Genomic DNA, 24,624 nt, shown 5'->3' on the forward strand with positions numbered 1-24,624 from the left:
CGTCGTTCGAGTCCTGTGCGTGCGTCTGGCAGCAGCCAGAAAAACACTGGCGCGCGTGGCTCGGCCACGGACGCCGCTCGTCTCAGCGCTGTCCGCCCGCGCGCGCCGGTTTGCTCTCTTGCGCCAACTGCCCACGTAAGACCTCGATGGCCTTTTCAATCTGCCGGTCGTGCCCGGTCAGGAAATCGGCCGGCCCGTTATCAATCAACACATCGGGCACCACACCGTAATTCTCCATGTTCTCGCCCCTGGCCGTGAAGACACCCGCGCCAGGTGTGCGCAGGGCCGAACCGTCCAGCAGCGTGTAGGAGCCAGTGCCGATCACTGCGCCGTAAGTGGGCATCCCGACCAGCTTGCCCAGGCCCAGCGCGCGGAAGCCATCCGGGAACATCTCGGCATCGCTGGCCGAACGCTCGTTTTGCATCACGACCATCGGGCCAAAGAAGGCTTGCGCGGGACGCCGGACATCCAGCGAGTCGCGGCCACGGGTGACTTGATAGACTTTGCGTTGACCCAGAATCTGCAACAACTCTTGGTCAATGCCGCCGCCGCCATTGAAACGCTGATCAATGATGAGCGCCTGCTTGTCTTGATTTTCGAGCAGATCACGTTGGAATTTCGCCAGCGAGGGCGCGTCCATTGCGCGAATGTGCAAGTAGCCGATTTCGTTGTTGGTAAGTTTGGCGACCATCTGTTTGCGCTCGGCCACCCAACGTTCATAGAGCAGATTGCCGTGCGCGGCGGCGTTGAGCGGTTCCAGACTGACCGTCCACGCGCCCTCAAGCGAAGGCTTCGTGTTCACCAGAAATTCAAACTTGCGGCCCGGCAGAATGTTGAAGAGCTTCCAGTAATTGTCGCCCGCCTTCAGTGGCTTCTCGTTCACGGCCAAAATGTAATTGCCCGCCGCCAGCTTCACGAAGTCGCGGTCGGCGGGGCCGTTCTTGTAGATGTACGACACCTTGTAATAACCCGCCGCGTCGGCTTCCAGATCGAAGCCGGGATAGCGGGTCTGGATGCGTTCTTCCGGCGTTTGCGTCGGCAAGCGGGTGCCGCCTGAAATGCCGGTGTGCGAGGCATTGAGGTCGCCGATCATCTCCATAATCAGGTTCTGCAACTCTTCGGTGTCGGCAAGGTGTTCGAGCAGCGGTTCGTAAACGTTTTTGGCCGCCGCCCAATCCACACCGTGCATCTTGGCGTCGTAGAAACGATTCTTCATCACGCGCCAGGCTTCGTTGAACACCTGTTTGCGCTCGGCGGTTAAATCAATCTCCATCCGCACGGTGAAGTTGATGCGGCGCGGCGCAAGCCCAGCGGCTGCCGTCGTGGTCGGCGCGCCCGCACCGAAACCGCCGCCACCGCCGCCGCCGCGCCCGCCACCACCACCTGCGGTTGGAACTGCCGCGCCCTCAGTCGGCGGGGCAATCGCCAGCGTATAAAGCCCGCGACCTTGCATGAAATAAATGCTGCGGCCATCTCTGGCCCACTGCGGTTCGGCGAATCCGCCAAAGCCGCCACCACCACCGCGTCCGCCACCGCCGCCAGCTTCCGCCACGGTGGTGTTGAGCCGTGTCAGGCGGGAACCGTCTTCGGCGATGGTGTACATCCCTGGGCCGCCTGCCGCCGCGTCGCCAGGAGCGCCAGCGCCCTGGGCCATAAACAAGTAGGTGCGGCTGTCGGGTGCGGGAACTACGGTCGAGACCGAACCGGGCATGCGCGTAAGTTGCGTGATGCGCCGCTCAATGCCTGCCCACTCAATCTTGACCTGCACGCTGGGGGGCGTGCCTGCGCCGCCACGTGTTCCACGTGCGCCGCCGGGGGCATCTTGCGGCGCGGCTTCGGCTTGGGCCTCAGTGTTGATGTCTCGATCCGTCGGGTCTTTCTCAAGCGGGGTCAACGCCACGCTATAAAGTTGGGCCGTGCCGCGCCCGGTCGTCGAGGCAATGCTCGCCGCGCCCACGCCGCCCAATAACAACAGCTTCTTGCCGTCGGGCGTCCACTTCGCGCCGCTCGATTGCAGGAAAAGATCGGGCGCTTCAATCAGGCGTTCCTGCCCGGTCGCCAGTTCTTTTACCCACACGTGCGGACGCAGCAATTTGTCCTGCTTGGCGTAAGCGAGCCACTTGCCGTCGGGCGAGAACTGCGGCCCTTGAATGTTGCCGGCCTCGCTGGAGGCCAGCACTTCTTCCTTACCCGTTTCAATATCCACGCTGCGCAATTTGTGATCGGAACCCGACCAGAGCAGTGACTTGGAATCGTTCGACCAGACGAGCGCGGATTTGTCGCAATCGGCGTCGCTGAGCTTTTTCAGGTTCTTGCCAAGTTCGTCCGAAATCCAGACTTCTTCGCGGCCCGTGCGATCAGAGACAAAGGCGACCCACTTGCCATTGGGCGACCAGCGCGGCGATTGTTCTTTCCAGGGCGTTTCGGTGACGCGCTGCGGTTCGCCACGGTCGGTCGCGATGGTGAAAATCTCGCTGTGCACGGCCACGGCGGCGCGCCGGTTCGAGGGCGAAAGGTGGAAGGCTTCGAGATCGTTGTTGAGCGTGACCAATTCGACGTCGTTGTCTTTCACGTCGGACTGGATGTCGAGGCGAATCTCGGTGCTTTTCCCGCTCGCGGTGTCCAGCTTCCACAGACCGAAGTTGTCTTCATAGACAATCGTTTTGCCATCGTAAGAAATACTGGGAAAGAAAAGATTGCCATCGGTGTGGTGCGTGATCTGAACGGCCTTGCCGCCTTTTTCCGAAATCTTCCAGATATTGTTGACGCTCTTCATGACTTCGGGGCCGCCGAACTTGATGTTTTTTTCGTTCGGCAGTTCATTCGACACGAAGTAAATCTCGCCGTTGCGCCCGTACATCGGCCAGAGGTAATTGCCCTTGTAATCTTCGCCGCCGAGCTTGGTGAATTTGTTGGCGGCGACGTCCATGACCCACAAGTCTGCCGCATAGCTGCCGCGATAATGTTTGCGCGACCAACCGCCGGGATGGCGCGTGAAGGCGAGCTTCGCGCCATCGGGCGCATAGCTGCCAGACGAACCCCAATCGGTCTTGAGCGGCTGTTCCATGCCGCCTTCCGCCGAAACTTCCCAGAGCGTGCTGACACTGGGGAAGACGCCCTGCCCGCGCGAGGATTCAAAGACGATCCGGCGTCCGTCGGTGCTCCAACCGACGACGTTATCGTTGGCGCTGTGAAAGGTCAGTTGGCGCGGTTTGCCGCCGCTGGCCGGCATCACATACACGTCGTAATTGCCGTCCCGATTCGAGGAGAACGCGATCCAGTTTCCATCCGGCGAGAAGCGCGGATAAATGTCGCGCGCCTGATGCACCGTCAGCCGCCGGACGTTTTGCCCCGTCTCATCGGCGATCCAGATGTCGCCCAGATAGGTGAACACGATTTTGCCTTGGTGGTAATGCGGGTAACGCACCAGCCTGACGTCGCGGCCCAAAGCCACGAACGGCAAACAGCACACAAGCAGAAAAGCGAAAGCGGATAGGCGTTTCATAAGCGATGCTCCTTTGAAGGGTTGTCTAAACGAAGAATGGAAAGTGGTCGTCTGTCATGACGCCCCAAGCGGCGGGTCGGTTACAAACGGCGGTATTGGCGCGAGCAGGGGGGGCAAAAGAGAGATTACGGAACAGAGGGAATAACGGAACAGCCAGAACTGGCTTGGCTAGCCCCGTTCCGTGTGTTCCGTTATTTCCGTCTGTTCCGTAATCTCTCCCCATTGATCCACTACTCAAACGGCATTGCGCCCGTCAGAGCCTACACCTATCATAGCCACGTTCGGGCGCGCGTTTTCATTCAAGCGCGGCGGCTCTAAAAACCGTCGCCTCATCTTCCAACAAGCAAACAATTCAAAATGGCGCAGCATAAGTGTTTCGCGGGCGTGATGGCGGTGTGGTTGGCGTTGGCGACGGTGACGCTCGCCCAGACTGCGCCGCCCGCCGGGCAATGGCGTTGGTTGAATCCGCGCCTGCAAGGCAATCCGCTGTACGCGGTGAAATTCAGCGAGGCGCGGCGCGGGCTGGCCGCCGGACGCGATGGCACGCTGTTGCGCACCGAAGACGGCGGGCAACGCTGGACGCCCACGCGCACGGGCCTGAGCACGCCGTTTTACGGGTTGGCGCTGTTAGGAACCAAAGCCTGGGTCGTGGGCGCGCGCGGCACGATTCTCTTTTCGCGCGATGGCGGCGCGAATTGGAAGCCGCAAGAAAGCGGTTACAAAAAACATTTGTACGGCGTCTGGTTCAGCGATGAGCGGCGCGGCTGGGCCGTCGGGGTCGAAGGCGCAATGCTGGCGACCGTGGACGGCGGCGAACATTGGACGCCGCAAGCCAGCGGCGTGAGCAAGCATTTGCAAGCCATCGCCTTCATCAATGATCGGTTGGGCGTCGCCGTGGGCGCCGAAGGCACTTTGCTCGTGACCGGCAACGGCGGGCAGAGTTGGGAAAAGAGCGCGACCGCAACACCGCGCAATCTGACCGGCGTTTGTGCCGTCGCGCCGAATCGTTTTTGGATCGCCGGCAGCAATGGAACCATTCTAAACAGCGTGGACGCTGGCGCGCATTGGACGGAACAAGCCAGCAACACGGCGACGAATTTGACCGCCGTTTCTTTCATTGACGGTGAACGCGGCTGGGCGGCGGGCGCTGAGGGCGTGCTGTTGGCCACCAGCGATGGCGGCGCGAGTTGGAGCGCGCAACTTTCCAACAGCGCGCAGCAATTGAACGCGCTGCATTTCATCAATGCCAAAATCGGCTGGACGGCGGGCGAAAGCGGCGCGTTGCTGGCGACCACCGACGGCGGCGAGCAATGGCAGCCTCTGACTTTTGGGCCAACCGAAACGCTCAACGCCGTGCACTTCCTGAATGAGCAACGCGGTTGGGCCGTGGGCGACAACGGCACGATTTTATTCACCGCCGAGGGCGAACGCTGGCAGCCGCAAACGGCGGGAACCGCCGCGAATTTGCGCGCCGTGCGCTTTGCCGATGCGCAACGCGGCTGGGTCGTCGGCGAACGCGGCACCATCCTGGCAACGACCGATGGTGGCGCGCATTGGCTGCCCGTGAGCAGCGGCACCGAAGAGAATCTGCACAGCCTCGCCTTCGCTTCCGCCAAGCTCGGTTGGGTGGTCGGCGCGGCGGGCTTGATCCGGCAGACCAGCGACGGCGGCGCGACCTGGACGGCGCAAGCTTCCGGCACCGAAGCCTGGCTCGAAGCCGTAACCTTTGTTGACAGCAAAACCGGCTGGGCCGTGGGCGAAGCGGGCACGATCCTGCACACGGATGACGGCGGCGCGACCTGGCGCAAGCAGGAGGGCGGAACGCCGCGCTGGCTTTACGGCGTGAGCTTCACCGATGCCCGCAACGGTTGGGCGGTGGGCGAAGAAGGTTTGATTTTGAGCACGACGGATGGCGGCGAAACCTGGACGGTGCAAATCAGCGGCGTGACCAGCCATTTGCTCAGTGTGCACGCCGCCAATGCGCGCCGCGTGCTGGCCGTGGGCATGAACGGTTTTATAGTGCAAACGAACGATGGCGGCAAGACCTGGCAGCGCGACGTGAGCGGCACAACGACGCCGTTGCGCGGCGTGTTTGCGCGCGGCGAGCAAGCCTGGGCCGTCGGACGCGCGGGCGCGATTCTGCGTTACGCCGGCCTCGGCGCTGAGTTCAAGACTGTGTTCGGCTCAAAATGAATTGACTGGCAAACAAGGAGAACGATGAAACACGCAATGCATAACTGGATGAGACCGGAACCGATTGAGACAACGCTGGATCGTTTGCACCGGCTGGGCTACGACAGCATCGAACTCAAAGGCGAACCGGCGCACTACAACTGGCACGAAGTGCGCAGCTTGCTTTACAAATACCAGCTCGAATGCCTGGGCACGGTAACGCTGATGTTCGAGGGGCGCGACCTGATTCATCCCAGCCAAGAGGTGCGCACAGATGCGATCAACTACATGAAAGATTGCATCCGCATGGCCCATGCGCTGGGCGGAAAGATGTTTTGCATCGTGCCCTCGGTGGTCGGCAAAGTGAAACCGCTAGCCTCGGCTGCCGAAGAGTGGAACTGGGCCGTCGCCGGCTTGAAAGAAGTCGCGGCCTTTGCCGGTGAGCATGACATCACGGCGGGCATTGAGCCGCTCAACCGCTTCGAGACCTATTTCATCAATCGCCACGACCAAGCGTTGCGGCTGGCTGAAGAGGTCGGTCACGATTTGCGCGTCGTGCTGGACGCCTTTCACATCAACATCGAAGAGGTTGATCCCATGCAGGCGATTCGCAATGTCGGCGACCGGCTGCTCGACTTTCACGTCGCCGACAACAACCGCAAACCCTGCGGACAAGGCCGCTACGATTGGGCCGAGGTGATCGCGACGCTGAAATCCGTCAATTATCAGGGCTGCCTGACCGGCGAGTTTGTCTTGTTTGAAGACCGCACGCCGCTGGGGGCGTTGGCTGCGACAAATGCGCGTGCGGCGACCGCTACCGGCGAACCGCAGTTTTATCAAGAACACGCTTCCGGCCTGATTTCAGCGGCGGAATACGATCAGGCGTGTAAAAGCAACATTGAGCATTTGAAGGCGTGCGGCGCGTGAGTTTTGTACAGCGGGCTGCCAGCCTGCTGTTTGTTTCAGGAGAAACCACCATGAATCGTAGGTTGACTATCAACATAGCAACGGCCAAGCAAACAGCAGGCTGGCAGCCTGCTGTACAAGGCGCGGCCATTCTCATTGCGCTGTGCCTCGGTGCGCTTTCAAGCGTGGCGCAAAAACCGGCCACGCAAACCAAAAAGCAAGCCTGTGCCGACTTGACGGCGCAAAACGACATGAATCGTTGCGCCGCCGATGAATACAAAAAAGCCGATGCCGAGTTGAACAAGGTCTATCAGCAACTCCTGCCCAAGCTGGAAGGCGAGCACAAAGAGAAACTCAAAGTTGCCCAGCGCGCCTGGCTCGCCTTTCGCGATGCGCATTGCGAATTCGAGGCCTTCAGCTTTGAGGGCGGTTCGATGCAACCGCTGATGCGGGATAGCTGTCTGGAAGCCGTCACGCGCGAACGCACCAAACAGTTGCGCGGCGCTTTGCAAGAGGCCGCGAAATAACCTCATGCCACCGCCCGACCTACAGCACAGCGTGCAAACAGCCGCGGCGCAATTTCAGCAACTATACGGCCCCGGCCCGGTGCGCGTGCTGCGCGCCCCGGCGCGGCTGAACATCCTGGGCGAACACGTGGATTATGTTTCCTATCTGCCCACCGCCTCGTTGCCGTTCGGCAGCCACGAACACGCGATGTTGCTGCTGTGGCGCCCGCGTGCCGATGGGCAAGTGCACGGGGCTTCTTTGAACCAGGCGTTTGCCCCGTTCACCTTTGCGTTGGGTGAAGGTCGCACCGACAGCCCGACCTGGGAATCCTGGTTGGAGCAGCAAACGCCGCCCGCCGCGCATTGGAGCAATTATGTGCGCGGCGCCTGCTTTTTCGCGCAATGGCAGCAGGGCGCAGCACTCGCCAACGGCTTTGATTTTCTGGTTGATTCGGCGATTCCACCGCGCGGTGGTTCGTCGTCTTCATCGGCGCTGACGGTGCTCGCAGGCGCGGCGGCGCGGTTGGCAAATCAAATTGAATACACACCCGCGCAACTCGCCCAAGCTTCGTCGCAGGCCGAATGGTATTGCGGCACGCGCGGCGGCGCGCTCGATCACACGGCGATCTGTTTGGCCCAACGCGGACGGGCGCTGTGGTTGTCTTATGCCGCTGGCGCTGTGCGGCCGCTGCCGTTACTCAACGACAAGTATTGCTGGCTGACCTGCTTTACGCATGAGGCCGACAAGGGCAGCCGCGTGCTGTTGGAATACAACGCACGCGCTGCCGTCGCGCGCGTCTTGCTGCCCGCGCTGCTGGCTGACTTGCAAGAGCACCGCGACGGTTTTGCGCAAAGCTGGCAAACAGCGTTGCGGCAATTGCAAACGGGCGAGTCTGCCGCATTTGCAACACTGGCCGAATGCCTGAACGAGTTGCCGCCGGTCATCACACTGGCCGAATTTGCGCGGCATTATCCGCAGGCCGCAGGCGAATGCGCGCGGCTCTTTCCGGCGCTGGTGCATGAACGGCGAGATGAGTTAATTAAGCTGGCCGACCGCGCCCGTCATCATTTGGGCGAGATCGAACGCGTTGAGGCGGCGGTCAAGCTGTTGCAGGCCACCGCAGCCGAAGACGAGGCCGCGCTGGCGCAAACGGCCCGCGACCTGGGCGCATTGCTCAATGCCTCACACGCCAGCTTGCGCGACCTTTACGAAGTCAGCACGCCTGAAGTCGAAAGCCTGCGCAACGTGTTGCTGGCCGATCCGCATGTTTACGGCGCGCGTTTGATGGGGGGCGGCTTCGGCGGCGTAGTGCTGGCGTTGACGGAGCAAGCGCACGTGACGGCGTTGCGGGAACGCGCGCAGCGTGACTGGTACGCACCGCACGGACGTGACGGCGTGGCCGAGGGCGCGTTGCTCGTTTCGACGCCGGGCGCGGGTCTGCGAATCGTGACCTAGATCGGTTTTCACTTCGGTGTAGGGCAAAAGCTGCGCAGCGGGGCAGTACCGCGCGCGTGAGCAAGCGGAGCTTACGTCGTTGCGCCAGTCTGCCGTACTTGACGCGCCGCTTGCTCACGCGCGCGGTACTGCCCCAGCGTGGCGTGCCTACCGTACACGCAAACCGATCTAATGCACCTGAAGAAACAACAAAGGTGGGATTGCCGCGTTCGACCAGAAATCGAGCGAACATTGGCGGCTCAGGCGGCGACGGCTGTTCCGGTCAATATGCGCCGAAGCCCCGCGTAATTCTCGCGGCAAGCCACGAGCTTCGGATGAGTGGGCGCCAGCACACGCTCAAAGAGCGCCAGCGCGCGGCCATAAAGTTGTTCGGCTTCGGCATAGCGGCGCTGCTTTTTCAACAGCACGGCCAGATTGTTGAGCGTCAGCGCCACGTCGGGGTGTTCCGCGCCCAGCAGTTTTTCCTTCAACGCCAGCGCGCGGCGGTAAAGTTGTTCGGCCTCGGCAAAGTAACCTTGCCCGTGTTTGAGCGCCGCCAAATTATTCAGGTTCACGGCAATCTCATACGCGGCTTGTTCGTCGCCCGCCGCTAGCCGCGCTTCAAACAGCGCCAGCACGCGCCGGTAAATTGGTTCGGATTCGTCATACCTCTTTTGCCCATCCAGCAGCGCGGCCAGCGCGGCCAGATCAGCGGCGACATCCACATGCTCCGGCCCCAGCGCTTTCTCTCTGATCTCGACGGAGCGGCGGGCAAAGGGTTCGCCCGCCGCGTAACGTCCGCGCGCGTGTTCCAGCCCGCCGAGGTTGTGGTAAATGGTCGCCACGTGCGGATGCGCCGCGCCGTATTTGCGTTCTGTGATTGTCAGCGCGCGTTGATAAAGCTGTCCGGCGGCGTCGAAATTGCCGGAGTATTTATAGAGCACGGCCAGATTGTTGAGCACGACCGCGACCTCGGCGTGCGCAGGGCCAAAGATGGTTTCAGTCAGCGCCAGCGCGTTCAGGTAAAGCGTCTCGGCCTGGCTGTACTGGCCTTGCGCGCGGCAAGCATCGGCGCGTTGCAGCAGCCAACGGGCGTGCGAGGCTTGCGTGTTTGACGGATTGGCTTGCAGATTGGGCATCGCGGTCTCCTTTGCCAGAGTTGAAAAACGTGGCGCTTATCGCCTGCCGGTAAGGCGAACAACACTCCGGCTGCTGCCGAACAGCCAGGGGCGCGAAAAACGGGGCTGCCGCCAGCGGGCCGTGGTGACCACGCACCCGCTGGTTGGGGCAAAGCTGTCGTCTGCTGTTGCAGCTCAATTGTCGCTCAGCAGCGTCTCGTTGTGGTTGCGAGCAAAGCCTGGTGCGATGACTTCTTCCAACTCTTCGACGCACAGATCAACTTCCAGCGTCTCGTTGTGGTTGGGCACGAGTGCGGGCGCAATCACTGCTTCCATCTCTTCCACGTTCAATTCGATTTCTTTGTTGTCTACGGTATTCATGACTTTCTCCTCGTTTGAATGGGCGGCAACGAATGCCGGGTTTGGGTTGTGGGTTGCCGCCGTCGCTTGATGGCTGGCTTCCCGCGTTCTTTGAGAGCCGCTTTCTTGCGTTCTCACCTAGATAAACGGGAACTGTCGCGGGGAGCTATCATCGCGCTGGAAAAAATCTGCGAATTTTGCGAAAGGCTTCGACCTGTCGCCTGGCGGGGCTATAATCCGCGCGCTACCCGCAATTGATTTCAGGCAAACAACCCGGAGGCGCGGATGCCCACTACGTCGCACGAAGTCACGCAATGGCTGCACGAATGGAGCAATGGCGAGCAAGCGGCGCTCGACCGTTTGCTGCCCGTGGTCTATGGCGAACTGCGCCAGATGGCGCATCGTTACATGGCACGGCAAAACCCCGGCCACACGCTGCAAACCGCGGCGCTCATCAACGAAGCCTTTCTCAAACTGGTCGGCCAACCCGACAAACACTTTGCGAACCGCGCCCATTTTTTCGGCGTCGCGGCCCAGGCGATGCGTTCCATCCTGGTGGATTACGCGCGCGCCAAGCAGTTCGCCAAACGCGGCGGCGGGGCGCAGGTGGTCGCGCTTGACGAAGCGCTGACCGTATCCGCCGAACGTGCGGCGGAGTTGGTGGCGCTCGATGACGCCCTGCACGAACTGGCCAAGATGGATGCGCGCAAATGCCGCGTGGTGGAGTTGCGCTACTTCGGCGGCCTGAGTGTGGAAGAGACGGCGGAAGTGTTGAAAGTATCGGCCATCACGGTGATGCGTGATTGGAGTATGGCCAAAGCCTGGCTGCACCGCGCGCTTAGCCAGAGCGCTAACAAAGATGACGCCTGAACGCTGGCAACAGATCGAAGCGCTTTACCACGCCGCGCTGGAGCTTGCCCCGGCGGCCCGTGTTGCTTTCCTGGCCGAGGCCTGCGCAAGCGATGCCGAACTGCGCCACGAAGTCGAATCGTTGCTCACCGCCAACGAACAAGCCGCCAGCTTTATTGAGAAACCTCCCAGTGACATCGCTGCCGGAATGATGGCGGAACATTCGGTACGTTCGCTGGCGGACCGCACCTTTGGTCATTACCGAATCATTTCCATGCTTGGAGCGGGTGGCATGGGCGAAGTTTACCGCGCGCAGGACTTGCGACTTGACCGTGACGTGGCCGTCAAAATCCTGCCCGCACATCTAGCACAAGACGCCGAGGCCTTACGCCGCTTTGAACGCGAAGCCAAAGCCGTGGCCGCGCTCTCGCACCCGAACATCCTGGCGATCTTCGATTTCGGCACGGAAAGCAATGTCAGTTACGCGGTGATGGAATTGCTCGAAGGCGAGACGCTGCGCGCGCGGCTCGCACGCGCGGCCTTGCCGTGGCGGCAGGCGGTTGAAATCGCCGCCGCTGTCGCCGACGGGCTGGCCGCCGCGCACGCCAAAGGCATCATTCACCGCGACCTGAAACCGGAGAACATCTTTCTGACTGCGGATGGGCAGATCAAGATTCTCGACTTCGGCATCGCGCGCGTGAAGCACGCCGTGACGACCGAAACCGAGACAATGACCGGCACGACCAGACCGGGGACGATTTTGGGCACGGTTGGTTATATGTCGCCGGAGCAGGTGAAAGGTGAGCCAGCCGAAGCGCCGAGCGACCTCTTCGCGCTGGGTTGCGTGTTGTACGAGATGGTCAGCGGGCGGCGGCCTTTTGCCGGTGCGACGGTGACCGAAACGATTGCCGCAATCTTGCGCGACGAACCGCCAGCGCTGGCTGGCTTGCAACCAGCCGTGCCCGCCAAGCTGGAACAGCTCATCAAACATTGTTTGGAAAAGAAAGCGGCTGCGCGCTTTCAGGCGGCGCGCGATCTGAGCTTTGATTTGCGGCAGCTTCTCAGCGAGAGCGGCGGTTTGGCGGTTGCCGCGAAACCAGCCAAAGCGCGTGGGCGGACTGCTACCTTGAGCGTCGCGGCAGTTGCGCTGATGCTGGCGGCTGCCAGTTTGATTTATCTTTTCAATCGCAGCGGCGCGGCGCTTGATTCGCTCGCTGTGCTACCGTTGCGCAACGTCAGCGGTGATGAGGAGGTCGAATATCTGAGCGAAGGCATCACCGAGAGCCTCATCAACAGCCTGTCGCAACTGCCGCAATTGAAGCGCGTCATCGCGCGCAGCACGGTCGCCAGTTACAAAGACAAAGAGGTTGACCCGCGCGTCATTGGCAAGGATTTGCAAGTCCGTTCCCTGCTCATCGGGAAGCTGACCAAGCGGGGCGACGAATTGATTATCGGAGCGGAGTTGGTCAATACCGCCGATGGCTCGCGTTTGTGGGGCGATTCCACGCGGCGCAAACTGGCCGACGCGATGCTGATTCAAGCCGAACTCGCCCAGCAGATCGCCGAAAAATTGCGCCTCAGATTGAGCGGCGCCGAGCAGCAACGCCTGGCCAAACGCCCGACCGACAACCCCGAAGCCTATCGCCTGTTTGTCGAGGGCCGCCACTACTCGCAGTTGCGGACAACGGACGGGACGAAGCAAGGCATTGAGTTGTTGCAGCAAGCAGTTCGGCTGGACTCTGGTTATGCGCTCGCCTATGCCGGGCTGGCGGATGGTTATTACAACTCTTCAAGTATGTATGAGCCGCCAGCCGCAGCCATGCCGAAAGTCAAAGCGGCAGCGGCCCAGGCCTTACAACTGGATGAAACGCTGGCTGAAGCGCATACGGCGTTAGCCCAGGTCAAAGCTTTTTATGATTGGGAATGGCCGGAGGCCGAAAAGGAACTCAAGCGGGCGCTCGAACTCAATCCCGGCTATGCGCGTGCGGCCTTTGTTTACGGGATGATTTTGTCTGAACAAGGCCGTATGGACGAAGCCCTCGGGCAATTCACCCGGGCGCACGAACTGGATCCGCTGAGCTTGGAGACCTCCGCGTGGATAGCATTCGCCTACTACCTGAACCGCAAATACGATGCGTCAATTGAGGAAAGCAAAAAGCTGGTGGCAACCGACCGGAATTTTTATGTGGCGCACCTCAACCTTGCGCTGGCTTTTGAACAGACCGGGCGCTTTGCCGAAGCCGAAGCCGAGCTTAAGCAATGGCAGTCAATAGACCCTGCCAGCCCCTATCCGAAAGCGCTGCTCGCACACCTGTACGCCAGCAGCGGGAAGCCGGCAGCGGCGCAGAAAATACTGGGCGAATTATTGAAAGCAGACGCGCCGAAAAATTATGTTGATCCCTATTTCATCAGCTTGATTTACACCGGGCTAGGCGATAAAGAGCAAGCCTTCGCCTGGCTGGAGCGAGCATATCAGGCCAGGTCAGAAGACCTGCTCAATCTCAAGAAAGAGCCACGACTCGACAGCTTGCGCGCCGATCCGCGTTTCACCGATTTGCTGCGCCGCCTGCAGCTCGCGCCTTAACCTGTTGCGTCACGAGAGAGGAACTCACGATGCCCATTGTCCGAATCCTTGTTACGTTCTGCGCCGTGCTTGCCTTGCTGCCACTGTGGCAGACGGCAACCGCTGTCGCCCCTTTGAAAGCCTTGCGCTTTGGCAAGCTCATTGACGGCTCCGGCCAGGTACTCGGCAACGCCGTGGTCGTCATCGAAAACGACCGCATCCGCAGCGTGGGCACGGGCGCGAGCGCCCTTCCCGCCAGCGCCGAAGTGTTTGACCTGTCGCGTTACACCGCGCTGCCGGGGCTGATTGATGTGCACACGCATATGACCTATTACTGGGATCAGAAGCCGGGCACGCGGCCCTGGGCGCAATTGCAGGAGCGCATGCCCGCGATGACCCTCTATCTGGCGCAGGCGAACGCGCGCCAGACGCTCGAAACCGGCGTGACGACGGTGCGCGATCTGGGCAGCTTCGATTATCTGGACATCGCCATGCGCGACCTGATCAACACCGGCGCGATGCCGGGGCCGCGCATGTTCGTTTCCGGTTTCGGCGTGCAAATCACCTACGAAGCGCCGAAGCCCGGTTACGTTTCGCCGCGCGGCGGGCAGGCGGATGGCGTGGCCGAAGTCATGCGCGTCGTGCGGCAACAGGTCGCCGCCGGTGCCGACGTGATCAAAATGTACGGTTCGACCGGCAGCGCCGATGATCTGTCCGGCCAGCAGACATTCACCTTTGAAGAAATGCAGGCCGCCGTCGAGGCCGCGCATAAACTGGGCAAACGCATTGCGATTCATTCCTACGGGCCAGCGGGCGCGCGTGACGCCGTGCGCGCGGGCGCCGATTCGCTCGAACACGCCGTAGACCTTGACGATGAAACCATTGCCGAGATGGTGCGGCGCAAGACTTTCTATGTGCCGACGATAGATCACAATCGCTACTATGCCGAAGCGCGCGAGCAGTTCGGCTACAGCGCGGAAATCGCTCAACAGTTGAACGCCTTTGTCCAACGCAACCTGGCAACAGCGCGGCTCGCGCACAAAGCGGGCGTGCGGTTTGCGATGGGCAGCGATGCGGTGATGACGATGTTCGGCCAAAATACGCGCGAGCTGGGCTGGTTTGTCAAAGCCGGGATGACGTCTGCCGAAGCGTTGGCAACCGCCACGACGAATGGCGCGGCGCTGCTGGGGATGGAAAAGAGTATCGGTGCAATTGCGGCGGGCTATTACGCCGACATCGTGGCGGTCGAAGGCGATCCGCTGGCCGACATTGAAGTCGTCATCAACAAAGTGCGTTGGGTGATGAAGAGTGGCGTTGTCGTCGTTGATAAAACCAAAACGCCCGCCGCCGCCGAGGGCGCGAAGCCGCCCAGATAGGGCTAAGGGCGCGGGACGTGTTTCAACAGCGAAGCTGTCAACGCCCCTCGCCTGGCGTGCTTCAAGGCGCGACGGTCAGGTGATAGGTCGTATCAATTCCGAAAGCCGTGCTGCCGAAGTGGAGCGTGTGCCAGCCTGGGGACAAGGGGGCCAACAGGAGATAGTACCCATCGCCCACCCCGCTGCCTGACATGCCCGCTCCGACAGGCCCGAAAATCCAGGGGTCGGGCGCCGTGAATGAGAACTGCGTTGAGACGGCCCGGTAACGCTCCAAGCCTTGCGGCGGAACGCCGTCAATCTCACAGAAGAACGCCGTTGTATCAATTTGGTCGGCCAGTACCTGCGCGCAACCGCGTTGCTCCGCAGCCGTGTCACCGTGGAGGGGCGCATCCTCCAGACTCGAGCATTCCACGTTGGCGAGCGGGAAGAACAAGGCCTTGCCGACAGGCACCGTGAGCGTGCACGTCGCAGTTCCGAACTGGCCCGCCAGGAACCACACCGGCCCAGCCTGGCCCGCTTCGCTCGGATCGGAGCAACCGATGAACGGATGTCCCGGCGTCACTGGCAGCGACAAACCCCATTGCCACCACTTGGCGCTCAACTGCTTACTACGTTGGGCGGCGCTATGACGAGGCGCTCGCACAATGCCGGCAGGCCCTCGAACTACAGCGGGATTTTTACATGACGCACTCGACGCTGGGTCTAGTGTATGAGCAGCAAGGAAAATGGCCGGAAGCGCTGGCGGAGTTCAACGAGTCGCGCTGCGCTGACCCCAAACAGCCCTTCACCCTGGGCCATCTCGGACACGCCTACGCGCTGGCGGGCCAACGCGGCGAAGCCCTGCGGATGCTGGCTGAAATGAAAAGCATTGCCGCGCAGGACACGTATGTTGACCCGGTGGCCGTGGCCTTCGTTCATGCCGGTTTGGGCGATAAGGACGGCGCGTTTGCGGAACTGGAACAGGCCTATCAAGCGCGGGATGAGAACTTGATTCATTACAAGGATGCCCCGCTGTTTGATGGCCTGCGCGCCGACCCGCGCTTTGCTGATTTATTGCGCCGGTTGCGACTCACTCCTTGAATCCATGAACAGCCGCGCCGGAGGTCAGTTGAAAGAGCCTATCAAACAGCGCGCCCGCGCCTGTGGGAACGCGAGCGCGCTTTGCTCAACCGCCGCCTAACGGTACCTAACGGTGGATAACGATGCTGCCGCCGCCCAGCACCGTGGTCAGGTCAGCACTGTCAGGCGCATTCATCTGGTTGTCGTAAACCAGCCCGCCCCCGTTGTTGTTCCAGATGCGAATGCGGAACTTGTCCGCACCGCCCCCGCCTGGTTCCTGCCCGTCAATCGCCGTGAGCATGAAGCGGTAATCGCCCGCGCCGTTGATGGTGCCCGCGCCTTTGTATTGGGCGCGCGCGCCGCTGATGACCATCCATTCATAGCTCGTGCTGCTGAAGTTCAGATTGCCCGCCTTGAACTGGAACTCGGTGTTGCCCGTCGGGACGGTCTGGCCGTTCTGGTACTTCGAGACGAAGCCGAAGTTGGCCTTGCCGGTCAGCGCCGGATTCGGCACATACGCACCGGCGGGTGAATTGATCCAACCGCCGCCCGTCACCCAGCCGCCGTTCGGGTCATAAATCACAACCAACAGGTCAAGCCCGTCAATCGTGCTGGCCGACCCTGTGCCGCCGCAACCATCCGTCACCGTCAGCGTGACTTTGTAAACGCCCGCTTCTGTGAAGGTGAAGCTGCCGGTGATTGCGCCGGTCGCTTCGTTGACCGTGCCTGCTTGCGCGAGCGCGTCAACCGTCCAGGTGGCCGTGTGCGTGCCGCCTGCGTTGTCGGTAAAGCTGCCAGTGAAGTTGACAGGCGTATTCACGGGGTAAACCGCGCCAGTCGCCGAGCCGGTGAGTGTGACTGCCGGAGCCGGATTCGTGACGGTGATCTGTTGCTGGCACGAAGCGCGATTGCCCGCCGCATCCGTTGCTGTCCACGTGATGGTCGTCGTGCCGAGCGGATACGCGGCATTGAGCGCCTGCCCATCGCTGCGCACGCCGGCCACAGACACGCCAGCGCAATTGTCACTCGCGGTCGCCGCGCCCGGACTCACCGTCGCGCCGCACAGACCGGCAAGGTTGCCCGCGACGCTGAGATTGGCCGGGCACGCAAGCACGGGCGGTGTGTTGTCAACGACGGTCACAGTTTGCGTCGCGGTGGCCGTATTGCCATTCCCATCGTTCGCCGTGTAAGTGATGGTGGTCGTGCCGACGGGGAAGAGATTGCCTGCTGGCACGCCACTGCGCGTGATGGTTGCGCCGCCGCAGTTGTCACTGGCCGTTGCCGCGCCGAGCTGCGCTTCGCTGACTACAACGCCGCAGACGGTGGCGCTTGCGCTGGTGGTTATGCTCACTGGCGCGGGCGCGGTGATGGTTGGGGGCGGATCAGACGCTGTAATCAAGGCCGTCGCCGCGTTGTTGCCGGTCAGCGTGTCGGGCGTGGCCGAACTGACTGTGGCCGTGTTGTTGAGCACGGTTCCGTTACTCACCGAACAATTGACCTGCGCGGCGATGGTGATGGTTGCCGCCGCCCCCGCCTCCAGCGACGCGAACGAGACGGTGCGATTGGCGCCTGAACCGCCGCATACGCCGCCGCCCGTGGTGGCGCAACTGATGAACGTCAGCGCATTCGGCAAGTTGTCAGTCACTAGAACTGACGCGGCAAGGCCCGGCCCGTGGTTGGTCACCACCAGCGTGTAGGTGAGTTGCGCGCCCGTCAACACAGGGTCTGGCGTGGCCGTATTGGTGAGCGCCAAATCCGCCGCTGCATTCACAGTGGCGCTGGCCGTCGCCGTGTTATTGGCTGTGTTCGGGTCAAACTCGTTGCCCGCCACACTGGCCGTGTTGCTGATCGTCCCGCCTGTCGTAGGCGTGACGACAAGCGTAAAGCTGGCCGTCGCGCCGTTGCTCAAAGAACCGGCAGCGCAGGTCACGAGGCCGCCTGCCTGACTGCAACCCAGAGAAGCAGAAACGAAGCTCACACTTGCCGGCAGTTGATCGGTGATGGTTACTCCCGTCGCTGGCGAAGGGCCGTTGTTGGTGGCGGCGAGTGTGTAGGTCAACGAATTGAAGACCGTCACCGGATTGGGCGAAGCGGATTTCGTGATTGACAGATCGGCGCGCGGCAGCACTGTGGTGACGGCGGTCGCCGAGTTGTTCGCCGCGTTGGGGTCGGTTTGGTTGCCCGTCACACTGGCTGTGTTGGTAATCGAAGGCACGGCTGCGGCCTCAGGGATCACCACGATGGTTACATTCGCGGTGACGCCATTGGCAAGATTGCCGATGTTGCACGTGACCGTTCGCGTTTCGCCATTGTAGCCGCAACTTTGCCCTGTGGCGCCAATGGCAAATGAGGCTACGTCAAAGGTGACCGCCGCAGGCAGCGTGTCGGTCACAACTACGCCGGTGGCTGGCGACGGGCCGTTGTTAGTGGCTCTGATCTCATAAGTCAGCGGGCTGCCCACAAACACCGGGTCGGGCAGATCGGTTTTCGTGATGGACAACTCGGCTTTCGGATTGACCGTCGTGCTCGCCGTGGTTGAATTGTTGCCGGGCGTGGGATCGGTCTCAGCGCCCGTCACGCTGGCGATGTTGTTGAGAGTTCCCGCTGCGGATGCGTTGGGGGTGACGACGATGGTGATCGTTGCGGAAGCCCCGTTGGACAGTGCGCCAACGTTGCAAATGACCGTGCCGCTCGTTTGCGTACAGCTTCCGCTGGTTGCCGCAGCCGAGCTAACCGTCACGGTGGATGGCAAGTGATCGGTTATCGTCACGCCCGTCGCGTCCGCTGGGCCATTGTTGGTCACGCTGGCCGTATAGGTCAGATTGTCTCCCACCAGCACCGGATCGGGTGCGTCGGCCAGCGCGATTACCAGGTCGGTCACGGCGTTGACCGTGGTGGTTTGCGTCGCCGTGTTGTTGGCGGTGTTGGGATCGAAGATGTCGCTCGTGACGCTCGCGGTGTTGCTGGTGGCGGGCACTGCCGCCGCCGTAGGGATGACGATGATGGTGACTCCTGCCGCTTGATTGATGGCGAGCGTGCCCAGATTACAAGTGATCGTACTCGTTCCGCTGCAGGCAGCCGAAGCCGAAACAAAGTTCACGCCCGCTGGCAAGGTGTCGGCGACAGTCACGCCCGTGGCTGGCGAAGGGCCGTTGTTCGTGACGCGAATGGTGTACGTCAGATTGCCGCCCACCAGCACCGGGTCAGGCGCGTCGGTCTTGGTGATGGACAGATCAGCTTTCGGATTGACCGCTGTGCTCTGCGTGGCGGCGTTGTTAGCGGTGTTCGGATCAAAGACCGCGCTCGTCACGCTGGCCGTATTGTTGATCGCCCCGCTTCCTGTTGGTCGCAGCACGATTGTGATGGTCGCGTTGGCCGCGCTCGCCAGCGTGCCCAGGTTGCACGTGACTGTGCCGAACGCCTGGCTACAGCCTGCCGAGGCCGAGACGAATGTGCCCGGCGGCAGTGTGTCGCTGAGGGTGACGCCGGGCGCGCTGGAAGGGCCGTTGTTGCTTACGACCAGCGTGTAAGTCAGATCGTCGCCCGCGAACACAGGGTCGGGCGCATCGGACATGGTCAGCGCGAGATCGGCGCTGTGAATGACCGTTGTCGTCGCCGTAGCCGCGTTGTTGGCGGTGTTGGAGTCAATCTCGGTCGCCGTCACGCTCGCCGTGTTGCTGACGCTGGTTCCGGCCAGCGCCAATGTCGGTTGAACGATGATCGTCACCGTGGCCGTGCCGCCGTTGTTGAGCGTGCCGAGATTGCACGTGACCGTGCTCGTCCCGCTGCACGTGCCCTGGCTGGCCGCAGCCGAAACGAAGCTCAGGCCCGACGGCAGCGCATCGCTCACACTAACATTGGTTGCCGCATTGGGGCCGCTGTTGGCGACGTTAAGCGTGTACGTCAGATTGCCGCCCACCGGCGCGGGGTCGGGCGCGTCACTCTTGGTGAGCGACAGATCCGCCACTGGGATCGCCTGCGTCACCAGCGTCAAATCCGCCGGATTGTAGTTCGCCTGATAGTTGCGGTAATCCGGCTTGTTCAGATAATTGATCGCCGCAAAACTGCCGCTGCGCGTGGTGTAGGTCAACACCTTGAAGGCGTCGCCCCCATTCGGTGTTTACCCGGCGAGCGTCGTGACATTGAGCACGCCATTCAACGTCGCCGTGCCGGAGACGTTGAACTGATCGAACCCGCTGCCCGCGCTGGTTCCGCCAAGATCAAGGTTGAGCGTGCCCGCTGCGGTTTGGGTGAAATTGCCGGTGATACTGAGGACGCCAGTCGGCCCGGTTGGCGCGGTGTCTTTGCTTGGACTGACGCTGCCTCCCGTGTTGGACACGTTGGCCGTGATGGTGCCGGTACCGGTCAGGCCTCCGCCTTGCAGATTGAAGGTGTTGGTGCTGGTGATCGTACCGCCGGCGAGACTCGTGGCGCCTGCGGTTTGAGTGACACTACCGGTAAATTGCAGTGTCCCGGTTTGCGCGCTCACGGTGCCGGTGTTTTTGAAAACGATGCCACACACCCTGTCGTGCTGGTGTCGAATGACTTCTTGAACAGCCCTGCATTGTTGAACGTCCCTGTGGACGTTCCATTGAGCAACTGATTGCCTTGCGCGTCGAAGGTCGCGCCCGCCTGGTTGTTGATGACCGCCGCGCCGCTGAAGTTGACATCGCCCGCCGTCCAAGTCGCCGTACCCGCGTTGTTGAGCATGCGACTACTGAGCGTCCGGCTGCCACCGCTAAGGCTCATTCCGCCGTTGGCATTGGTCACGCCCGTGCCACTCATCGTTCCGGCTGTCCAAGTCAACAGACCGGAAATGTTGAGTGTGGCAGGCCCGGTCAATTCTCCGGCGTAATTCGTGCTCGAATTGTAGGCGATATTTGAGGTGCCAACTGACATTGCCCCATTGAAATTCAGGTTTACCTTGCTGCCTGTCACATTGAATGTTGTCGGTGCGGTCGCCGGATTGGAACTGACGTTCGCTGTTCCGGCGTTGGCCGTGAAGGTGCTGCCAAAATTGGTGATCGTGCCGTTGAAGTTCACGGTCGGAGTCCCGCCCCCGCCCGTGGCGTTCAACGTCGTGCTATTCGTGACGTTGTACGTGCTCCCGAGATTGGCCGTGCCGCCGGTGAAGGTTACCGCCGGGGCGGTAATATCTGCTCCGGCGTTAAACGTACTCGTGCTGGCGGAGCCAGAGGGAGTAAAGTCAAACACTGTCCCCGCGGAGCCGGTGAATGGCCCGGTATGCGTGCCCCCAGCGAAGCTCAGCGTGCCGCTCAGCAATTGCACGCTGCCGGTATTGTTGAAAGTGACAAATACACCGGTCGTGCCGGTGCCGGTGGATTTCTTGAACAGACCCGCGTTATTGAATGTCCCATTCCCCCCGCCAAGCATATTCAGGTTGTTCTGCGCATCGAAGGTCGCGCCGACCAGATTATTGAGAACCGCCGAACTGCCGAAGTTCAGATCCCCTGCCGTCCAGGTTGCCAGCCCCACATTATTGAGCGTTCGGCCGCTGAGGCTTTTCCCACCGCCGCTCAAGACGAGCCCGCCTGTGGCATCGGTTACACCTGAACCGCTCATCGTTCCCCCGCTCCACGTCGTCAGACCGGCGACAGCCAGTCCGCCTGTGCCCGCGAGTGTTCCGCTGCTGAGCGTGAATGTATTGTTGATGATTGACGTATTGTTGAGCGTCAGCGTGCCGCCGTTGAGCGTCACCGCGCCATCGCTGTTGAAACTGTTCGTGACGGTCAGCCCGCCGGCTGAAAAGACCAAACTACCGTTGCTGCCGAGGCTGTTGATCGTGTATGTGCCCGACGAGAGCGTGACGGTGACGCCTGACGGGATGCACACGTCATCGGTTGAAACCGGCAGTGTGCCGCCGCTCCAATTGGCCGCCGTCTGCCACGTGCCGCTGCCCGCAAGCCAGGTTTTGGTTCCCGCACAGGTGAGCGTGGCGGCTTCGGCGCTGGACGCCGCATCAATCTTGGCGACGAATGCATCCGTCCCGCCGTTCGGCGCTGAGCGGGCTGATTTGGTCGTCGGGAAATCGGTGGAGTTGGTCGCGCCGGTCAGATACAGCATGCCTGCCGCGTCAATGGCGAGCGCGCGCGCTTCGTCGTCGCCGCTGCCGCCGAGGTACGTCGAGAAGGAGAGCGCGGAACCCGCTTCGTTCAGCTTCGCGGCTTTGCACAAAAACCTCTAAAAATGACGGACTTTTTGTGCAGGTTGAAAAAAAGCGGCGATAAGTCATTTGGATTTGCGCGCGCTTCTACGCAATCACTCGACTTTTTGTGCAAGCGGCGATAAGTCATTTGGATTTGCGCGCGCTTCTACGCAATCACTCGACTTTTTGTGCAAACGGGACTTTTTGTGCAAAGCCCAGCTTCGCCACAAAAGCGTCTGACGCGCCGCCGCCGAAATGCTGCTGCAACGAATTGGCCGTGGGCATGTCCTGTGAATTCGTCCGTCCGATCACACTGGCGCGGTTGGCGTAATCCAGGGCGATGCCAAAGCTGCGCTCGTCGCCGCTGCCGCCGAAATATGTGGCGTAGGTCAACGTGGAGCCGTCGCCGTTCAGCTTGGCGATGAAAACATCGCTGCCGCCGCCCGGTTTGGCTTGCAGCGCGTTGGTGACTGGGAGATCGGGTGAATCGGTCACGCCCGTCAGATACGCGTTGCCTGCCGCATCCACCGCAATGCCGCAGCCTTCGTCGGCTCCTGCGCCGCCAAGGAATGTCGCATAAACAGCGCCGAACCGGCTTGATTCAGCTTCACGACAAAGGCTTCTGTCTGCCCTTCAAGTATCGAGCGGAACGCCTTGGCTAAGGGGAAATCGGGTGAACTGGTTTGGCCCGTCACGTAAGCCTGGCCTTCGGCATCCACTGCAAGGCTCGTGGCCAGATCATCGCCGCTGCCGCCGAGATAGGTGGAATAGACAATCGAATCAGCGCCGCGCGCCGCCAGCGGGCGCAGCTTCATCACAAAAGCATCGTGCGCGCCGCCGCCGTATGCGGGCCGTAACGAATCGGGCGCGAGCGGCAAGCCTCCTTCTGTATTGCCCACCAAATACAAAGCGCCGCTGGCATCCAGCGCGACGGCGCGAACATCGTCAGTTCCCGCGCCGCCCAGGTAAGTCGAATAAACGAGCTTTGAACCGGTCGCGTCCAGGGCCGCGACGAAAGCGTCTTTCCCGCCGCCCAGTTTGCTTTGTGGCGCGTTGATGGTGGGGAAAGAAGTCGCGGCCGTTCGCCCTGTCACATAAGCATTGCCCCGTGCATCCACCGCGATGGCCTGCCCGGCGCTTTCGCCTTTGCCGCCCAGATAGCTGGCATAAAAAAGCGACTTGCCATCCGCGCCCAGCTTGGCGACGAAAGCGGCAGAGTTGCCGCCTTCGTTTTGCATGGGGCCTTCAGCGGCGGGAAAACTAGCGGCGGATGAACCGACCGTGCCTGTGACGTAAACGTTGCCTGCGCTGTCCACCGTGATGCCGTTGCCCGCTTCATTCCCCGTGCTGCCGAGCAAACCGGAGTAAACCAGCACTGCCGGATCAATCACCAGCGGCTGGTTGCGGTCATACGCGCCAAGACTGAATCCATAAGCCTGCGCGCGCCCGCTCGCGGCAGTTTGCAATGCATACGCCGAGGCGACTTCCACACGCCGGCCATCCTGAACCTGATAGGCCAGCGGACGTTCATCGCGGAATCCACCGGCCGGCGTGCGGATTTCAAGCTGCCCCGCCGGATTGACTTCGACCGCCGCAGCGCCTCGATAGGCCAATTGAATCCGGCTGGGATTGGCGCCCGGATTCACCACGAATTCGTACTTCAAGCGGTTGACCGTGCCCGCATAGACCAAATCAATTCCCGGCCAGAGGTTGCGATAGACAATCCGCGCATAGGTTTTCAACCCGGCCTGCCAGTGCTGGCGCGGGCCGTCAAAATGGCTGATTGCCGCCGGAGTCGTCTCTTGCCCCACGGGACGCGCCGCCGGATCAGCACCCACAAAATCGAGCTTCAACGCCCAAGGTTGCACGGCGGCTGGCGGGTGAGCCGCGTTGAAAGACGCCGGTTGTAATTTCGTTGCGCCGCTCAGCGCAAAGGTGAGGCCTGTGTGGGTGAAGTAAAGCGAGGTCTCGCGGCCTTGCAGGTAATACGCGACGCGCGCGTCCAACTGTCCACGGTTTTCGATAAAGTAAAGGGGCAGCCCGTCAAAGGCCCTGGTTGCTGTTACCTTTTTTGCGATCTGCGCGCCAGGCTGCCCAACTTGCGCAGTTAGGGCGTCACCTGTTTTCGGCGCAGCGGGGGAGAGTGGGACGCTGGCATTTTTGCGCGTGAACATGGCTGGCGCTCCGAACCGGTTCCAGTTGTGGCAGAAAAACGTCGTCAACACGGCGAGCGCGAGCGTCAAACTCAGCCAAACGATGCGATGATTGTTTTGCGGTTTCATAAATCCCCTTTCGAGCCGACGGGAGGCGGCAACGCGCGCGCCGCCGCCCCCGTGACTCTCTTTGCCGAGCACGTACAAATTTGGTTAACAGCAAGTGATTTGCGGCGAATTGGCAGACCCGCTTGCGAGGGCTTCCATCAAGAGAAACGAGAAATTTGGCCGAGACCTATCAGCGCGGCGAAAATTTTCTATGAACGGCGGGAACCAGAATTTTTGTATCCCGCCTAGTTGGATGAGCCAAAACCTGCGCACTGAGGGTACAATCCGCGCCGTCCGGACGACGATGATCCCTGGCGCCTGTCTGCGCGACAATGACCGGCGAAGTAG

16 protein-coding genes and 1 pseudogene are annotated in these 24,624 nt (G+C 61.4%); 8 read left to right on the forward strand and 9 right to left on the reverse strand.

Annotated features, from left to right (window positions below):
• Positions 1-82: 82 nt before the first annotated feature.
• Positions 83-3,505, reverse strand: coding sequence for a PD40 domain-containing protein (locus HY011_03420; protein ID MBI3421964.1), 3,423 nt, complete (start codon positions 3,503-3,505; stop codon positions 83-85).
• Between the two features lie 357 nt (positions 3,506-3,862).
• Here HY011_03420 and HY011_03425 point away from each other — a divergent pair, with 357 nt between their 5' ends.
• The 4 genes from HY011_03425 to HY011_03440 are packed head-to-tail and all read left to right on the forward strand — an operon-like array spanning position 3,863 to position 8,545.
• On the forward strand, positions 3,863-5,698 hold the full coding sequence (locus tag HY011_03425; GenBank protein MBI3421965.1) for a hypothetical protein: 1,836 nt from the start codon (positions 3,863-3,865) through the stop codon (positions 5,696-5,698).
• 24 nt (positions 5,699-5,722) lie between these two features.
• The gene (locus HY011_03430; GenBank protein MBI3421966.1) at positions 5,723-6,604 is read left to right on the forward strand and encodes a sugar phosphate isomerase/epimerase; all 882 of its coding nucleotides are present in this window, start codon (positions 5,723-5,725) and stop codon (positions 6,602-6,604) included.
• Positions 6,605-6,654: 50 nt separating this feature from the next.
• Positions 6,655-7,110, forward strand: coding sequence for a DUF1311 domain-containing protein (locus HY011_03435; protein ID MBI3421967.1), 456 nt, complete (start codon positions 6,655-6,657; stop codon positions 7,108-7,110).
• 4 nt (positions 7,111-7,114) lie between these two features.
• Complete coding sequence (locus tag HY011_03440; protein ID MBI3421968.1) at positions 7,115-8,545, forward strand: hypothetical protein; 1,431 nt, start codon at positions 7,115-7,117, stop codon at positions 8,543-8,545.
• A gap of 239 nt (positions 8,546-8,784) precedes the next feature.
• On the opposite strand, the gene HY011_03445 is transcribed toward HY011_03440, so the two are convergent.
• Positions 8,785-9,663, reverse strand: coding sequence for a tetratricopeptide repeat protein (locus HY011_03445; protein ID MBI3421969.1), 879 nt, complete (start codon positions 9,661-9,663; stop codon positions 8,785-8,787).
• A 174-nt stretch (positions 9,664-9,837) separates the two neighbouring features.
• Positions 9,838-10,023, reverse strand: coding sequence for a hypothetical protein (locus tag HY011_03450; GenBank protein ID MBI3421970.1), 186 nt, complete (start codon positions 10,021-10,023; stop codon positions 9,838-9,840).
• A 264-nt stretch (positions 10,024-10,287) separates the two neighbouring features.
• Between HY011_03450 and HY011_03455 the strand changes: the two genes are divergently transcribed.
• Genes HY011_03455 through HY011_03465 form a run of 3 tightly spaced genes read left to right on the forward strand, consistent with a single transcriptional unit; the run spans position 10,288 to position 14,790 of the window.
• Positions 10,288-10,872 carry a sigma-70 family RNA polymerase sigma factor gene (locus tag HY011_03455; GenBank protein MBI3421971.1) on the forward strand — a complete coding sequence of 195 codons (585 nt, stop codon included), beginning with the start codon at positions 10,288-10,290 and terminating at the stop codon, positions 10,870-10,872.
• Entirely contained in the window at positions 10,862-13,435 is a 2,574-nt protein-coding gene (locus HY011_03460; GenBank protein MBI3421972.1) for a protein kinase, read from the forward strand. The genes HY011_03455 and HY011_03460 overlap by 11 nt, the downstream gene beginning before the upstream one ends.
• Positions 13,436-13,464: 29 nt before the next feature.
• Positions 13,465-14,790, forward strand: coding sequence for an amidohydrolase family protein (locus HY011_03465; GenBank protein ID MBI3421973.1), 1,326 nt, complete (start codon positions 13,465-13,467; stop codon positions 14,788-14,790).
• Between the two features lie 61 nt (positions 14,791-14,851).
• Here the strand turns inward: HY011_03465 and HY011_03470 are convergent, their stop codons facing one another.
• Positions 14,852-15,391 (reverse strand): hypothetical protein, encoded by a 540-nt coding sequence (locus HY011_03470; GenBank protein ID MBI3421974.1) that lies wholly within the window; start codon positions 15,389-15,391, stop codon positions 14,852-14,854.
• Positions 15,392-15,471: 80 nt separating this feature from the next.
• On the opposite strand from HY011_03470, the gene HY011_03475 reads away from it, so the two are divergent.
• Positions 15,472-15,870 (forward strand): tetratricopeptide repeat protein, encoded by a 399-nt coding sequence (locus HY011_03475; protein ID MBI3421975.1) that lies wholly within the window; start codon positions 15,472-15,474, stop codon positions 15,868-15,870.
• A 106-nt stretch (positions 15,871-15,976) separates the two neighbouring features.
• Here the strand turns inward: HY011_03475 and HY011_03480 are convergent, their stop codons facing one another.
• The 5 genes and pseudogenes from HY011_03480 to HY011_03500 form a co-directional block, all read right to left on the reverse strand.
• A complete protein-coding gene (locus HY011_03480) occupies positions 15,977-19,942 on the reverse strand; it encodes a DUF11 domain-containing protein (GenBank protein MBI3421976.1) in 3,966 nt (1,321 codons plus the stop codon).
• 27 nt (positions 19,943-19,969) lie between these two features.
• Positions 19,970-20,371, reverse strand: a complete 402-nt coding sequence (locus HY011_03485) for a hypothetical protein (GenBank protein ID MBI3421977.1) — start codon at positions 20,369-20,371, stop codon at positions 19,970-19,972.
• Positions 20,335-22,044 carry an SBBP repeat-containing protein gene (locus HY011_03490; protein ID MBI3421978.1) on the reverse strand — a complete coding sequence of 570 codons (1,710 nt, stop codon included), beginning with the start codon at positions 22,042-22,044 and terminating at the stop codon, positions 20,335-20,337. The genes HY011_03485 and HY011_03490 overlap by 37 nt, the downstream gene beginning before the upstream one ends.
• 145 nt (positions 22,045-22,189) lie before the next feature.
• Positions 22,190-22,594: pseudogene (locus HY011_03495) on the reverse strand (SBBP repeat-containing protein).
• Positions 22,516-24,297, reverse strand: coding sequence for an SBBP repeat-containing protein (locus HY011_03500; protein MBI3421979.1), 1,782 nt, complete (start codon positions 24,295-24,297; stop codon positions 22,516-22,518). The pseudogene HY011_03495 and the gene HY011_03500 overlap by 79 nt, the downstream one beginning before the upstream one ends.
• Between the last annotated feature and the right edge of the window lie 327 nt (positions 24,298-24,624).

This window comes from Acidobacteriota bacterium, assembly GCA_016196035.1.
GTDB lineage: Bacteria > Acidobacteriota > Blastocatellia > RBC074 > RBC074 > JACPYM01.

Excerpts from the sequence above, each read along its gene's own strand:
- HY011_03465 (MBI3421973.1), top strand. The coding sequence starts at position 13,465 with ATGCCCATTGTCCGAATCCTTGTTACGTTCTGCGCCGTGCTTGCCTTG.
- HY011_03500 (MBI3421979.1), bottom strand. The coding sequence starts at position 24,297 with ATGAAACCGCAAAACAATCATCGCATCGTTTGGCTGAGTTTGACGCTC.
- HY011_03475 (MBI3421975.1), top strand. The coding sequence starts at position 15,472 with ATGACGCACTCGACGCTGGGTCTAGTGTATGAGCAGCAAGGAAAATGG.
- HY011_03450 (MBI3421970.1), bottom strand. The coding sequence starts at position 10,023 with ATGAATACCGTAGACAACAAAGAAATCGAATTGAACGTGGAAGAGATG.
- HY011_03455 (MBI3421971.1), top strand. The coding sequence starts at position 10,288 with ATGCCCACTACGTCGCACGAAGTCACGCAATGGCTGCACGAATGGAGC.
- HY011_03425 (MBI3421965.1), top strand. The coding sequence starts at position 3,863 with ATGGCGCAGCATAAGTGTTTCGCGGGCGTGATGGCGGTGTGGTTGGCG.
- HY011_03435 (MBI3421967.1), top strand. The coding sequence starts at position 6,655 with ATGAATCGTAGGTTGACTATCAACATAGCAACGGCCAAGCAAACAGCA.
- HY011_03440 (MBI3421968.1), top strand. The coding sequence starts at position 7,115 with ATGCCACCGCCCGACCTACAGCACAGCGTGCAAACAGCCGCGGCGCAA.
- HY011_03420 (MBI3421964.1), bottom strand. The coding sequence starts at position 3,505 with ATGAAACGCCTATCCGCTTTCGCTTTTCTGCTTGTGTGCTGTTTGCCG.
- HY011_03430 (MBI3421966.1), top strand. The coding sequence starts at position 5,723 with ATGAAACACGCAATGCATAACTGGATGAGACCGGAACCGATTGAGACA.
- HY011_03460 (MBI3421972.1), top strand. The coding sequence starts at position 10,862 with ATGACGCCTGAACGCTGGCAACAGATCGAAGCGCTTTACCACGCCGCG.
- HY011_03445 (MBI3421969.1), bottom strand. The coding sequence starts at position 9,663 with ATGCCCAATCTGCAAGCCAATCCGTCAAACACGCAAGCCTCGCACGCC.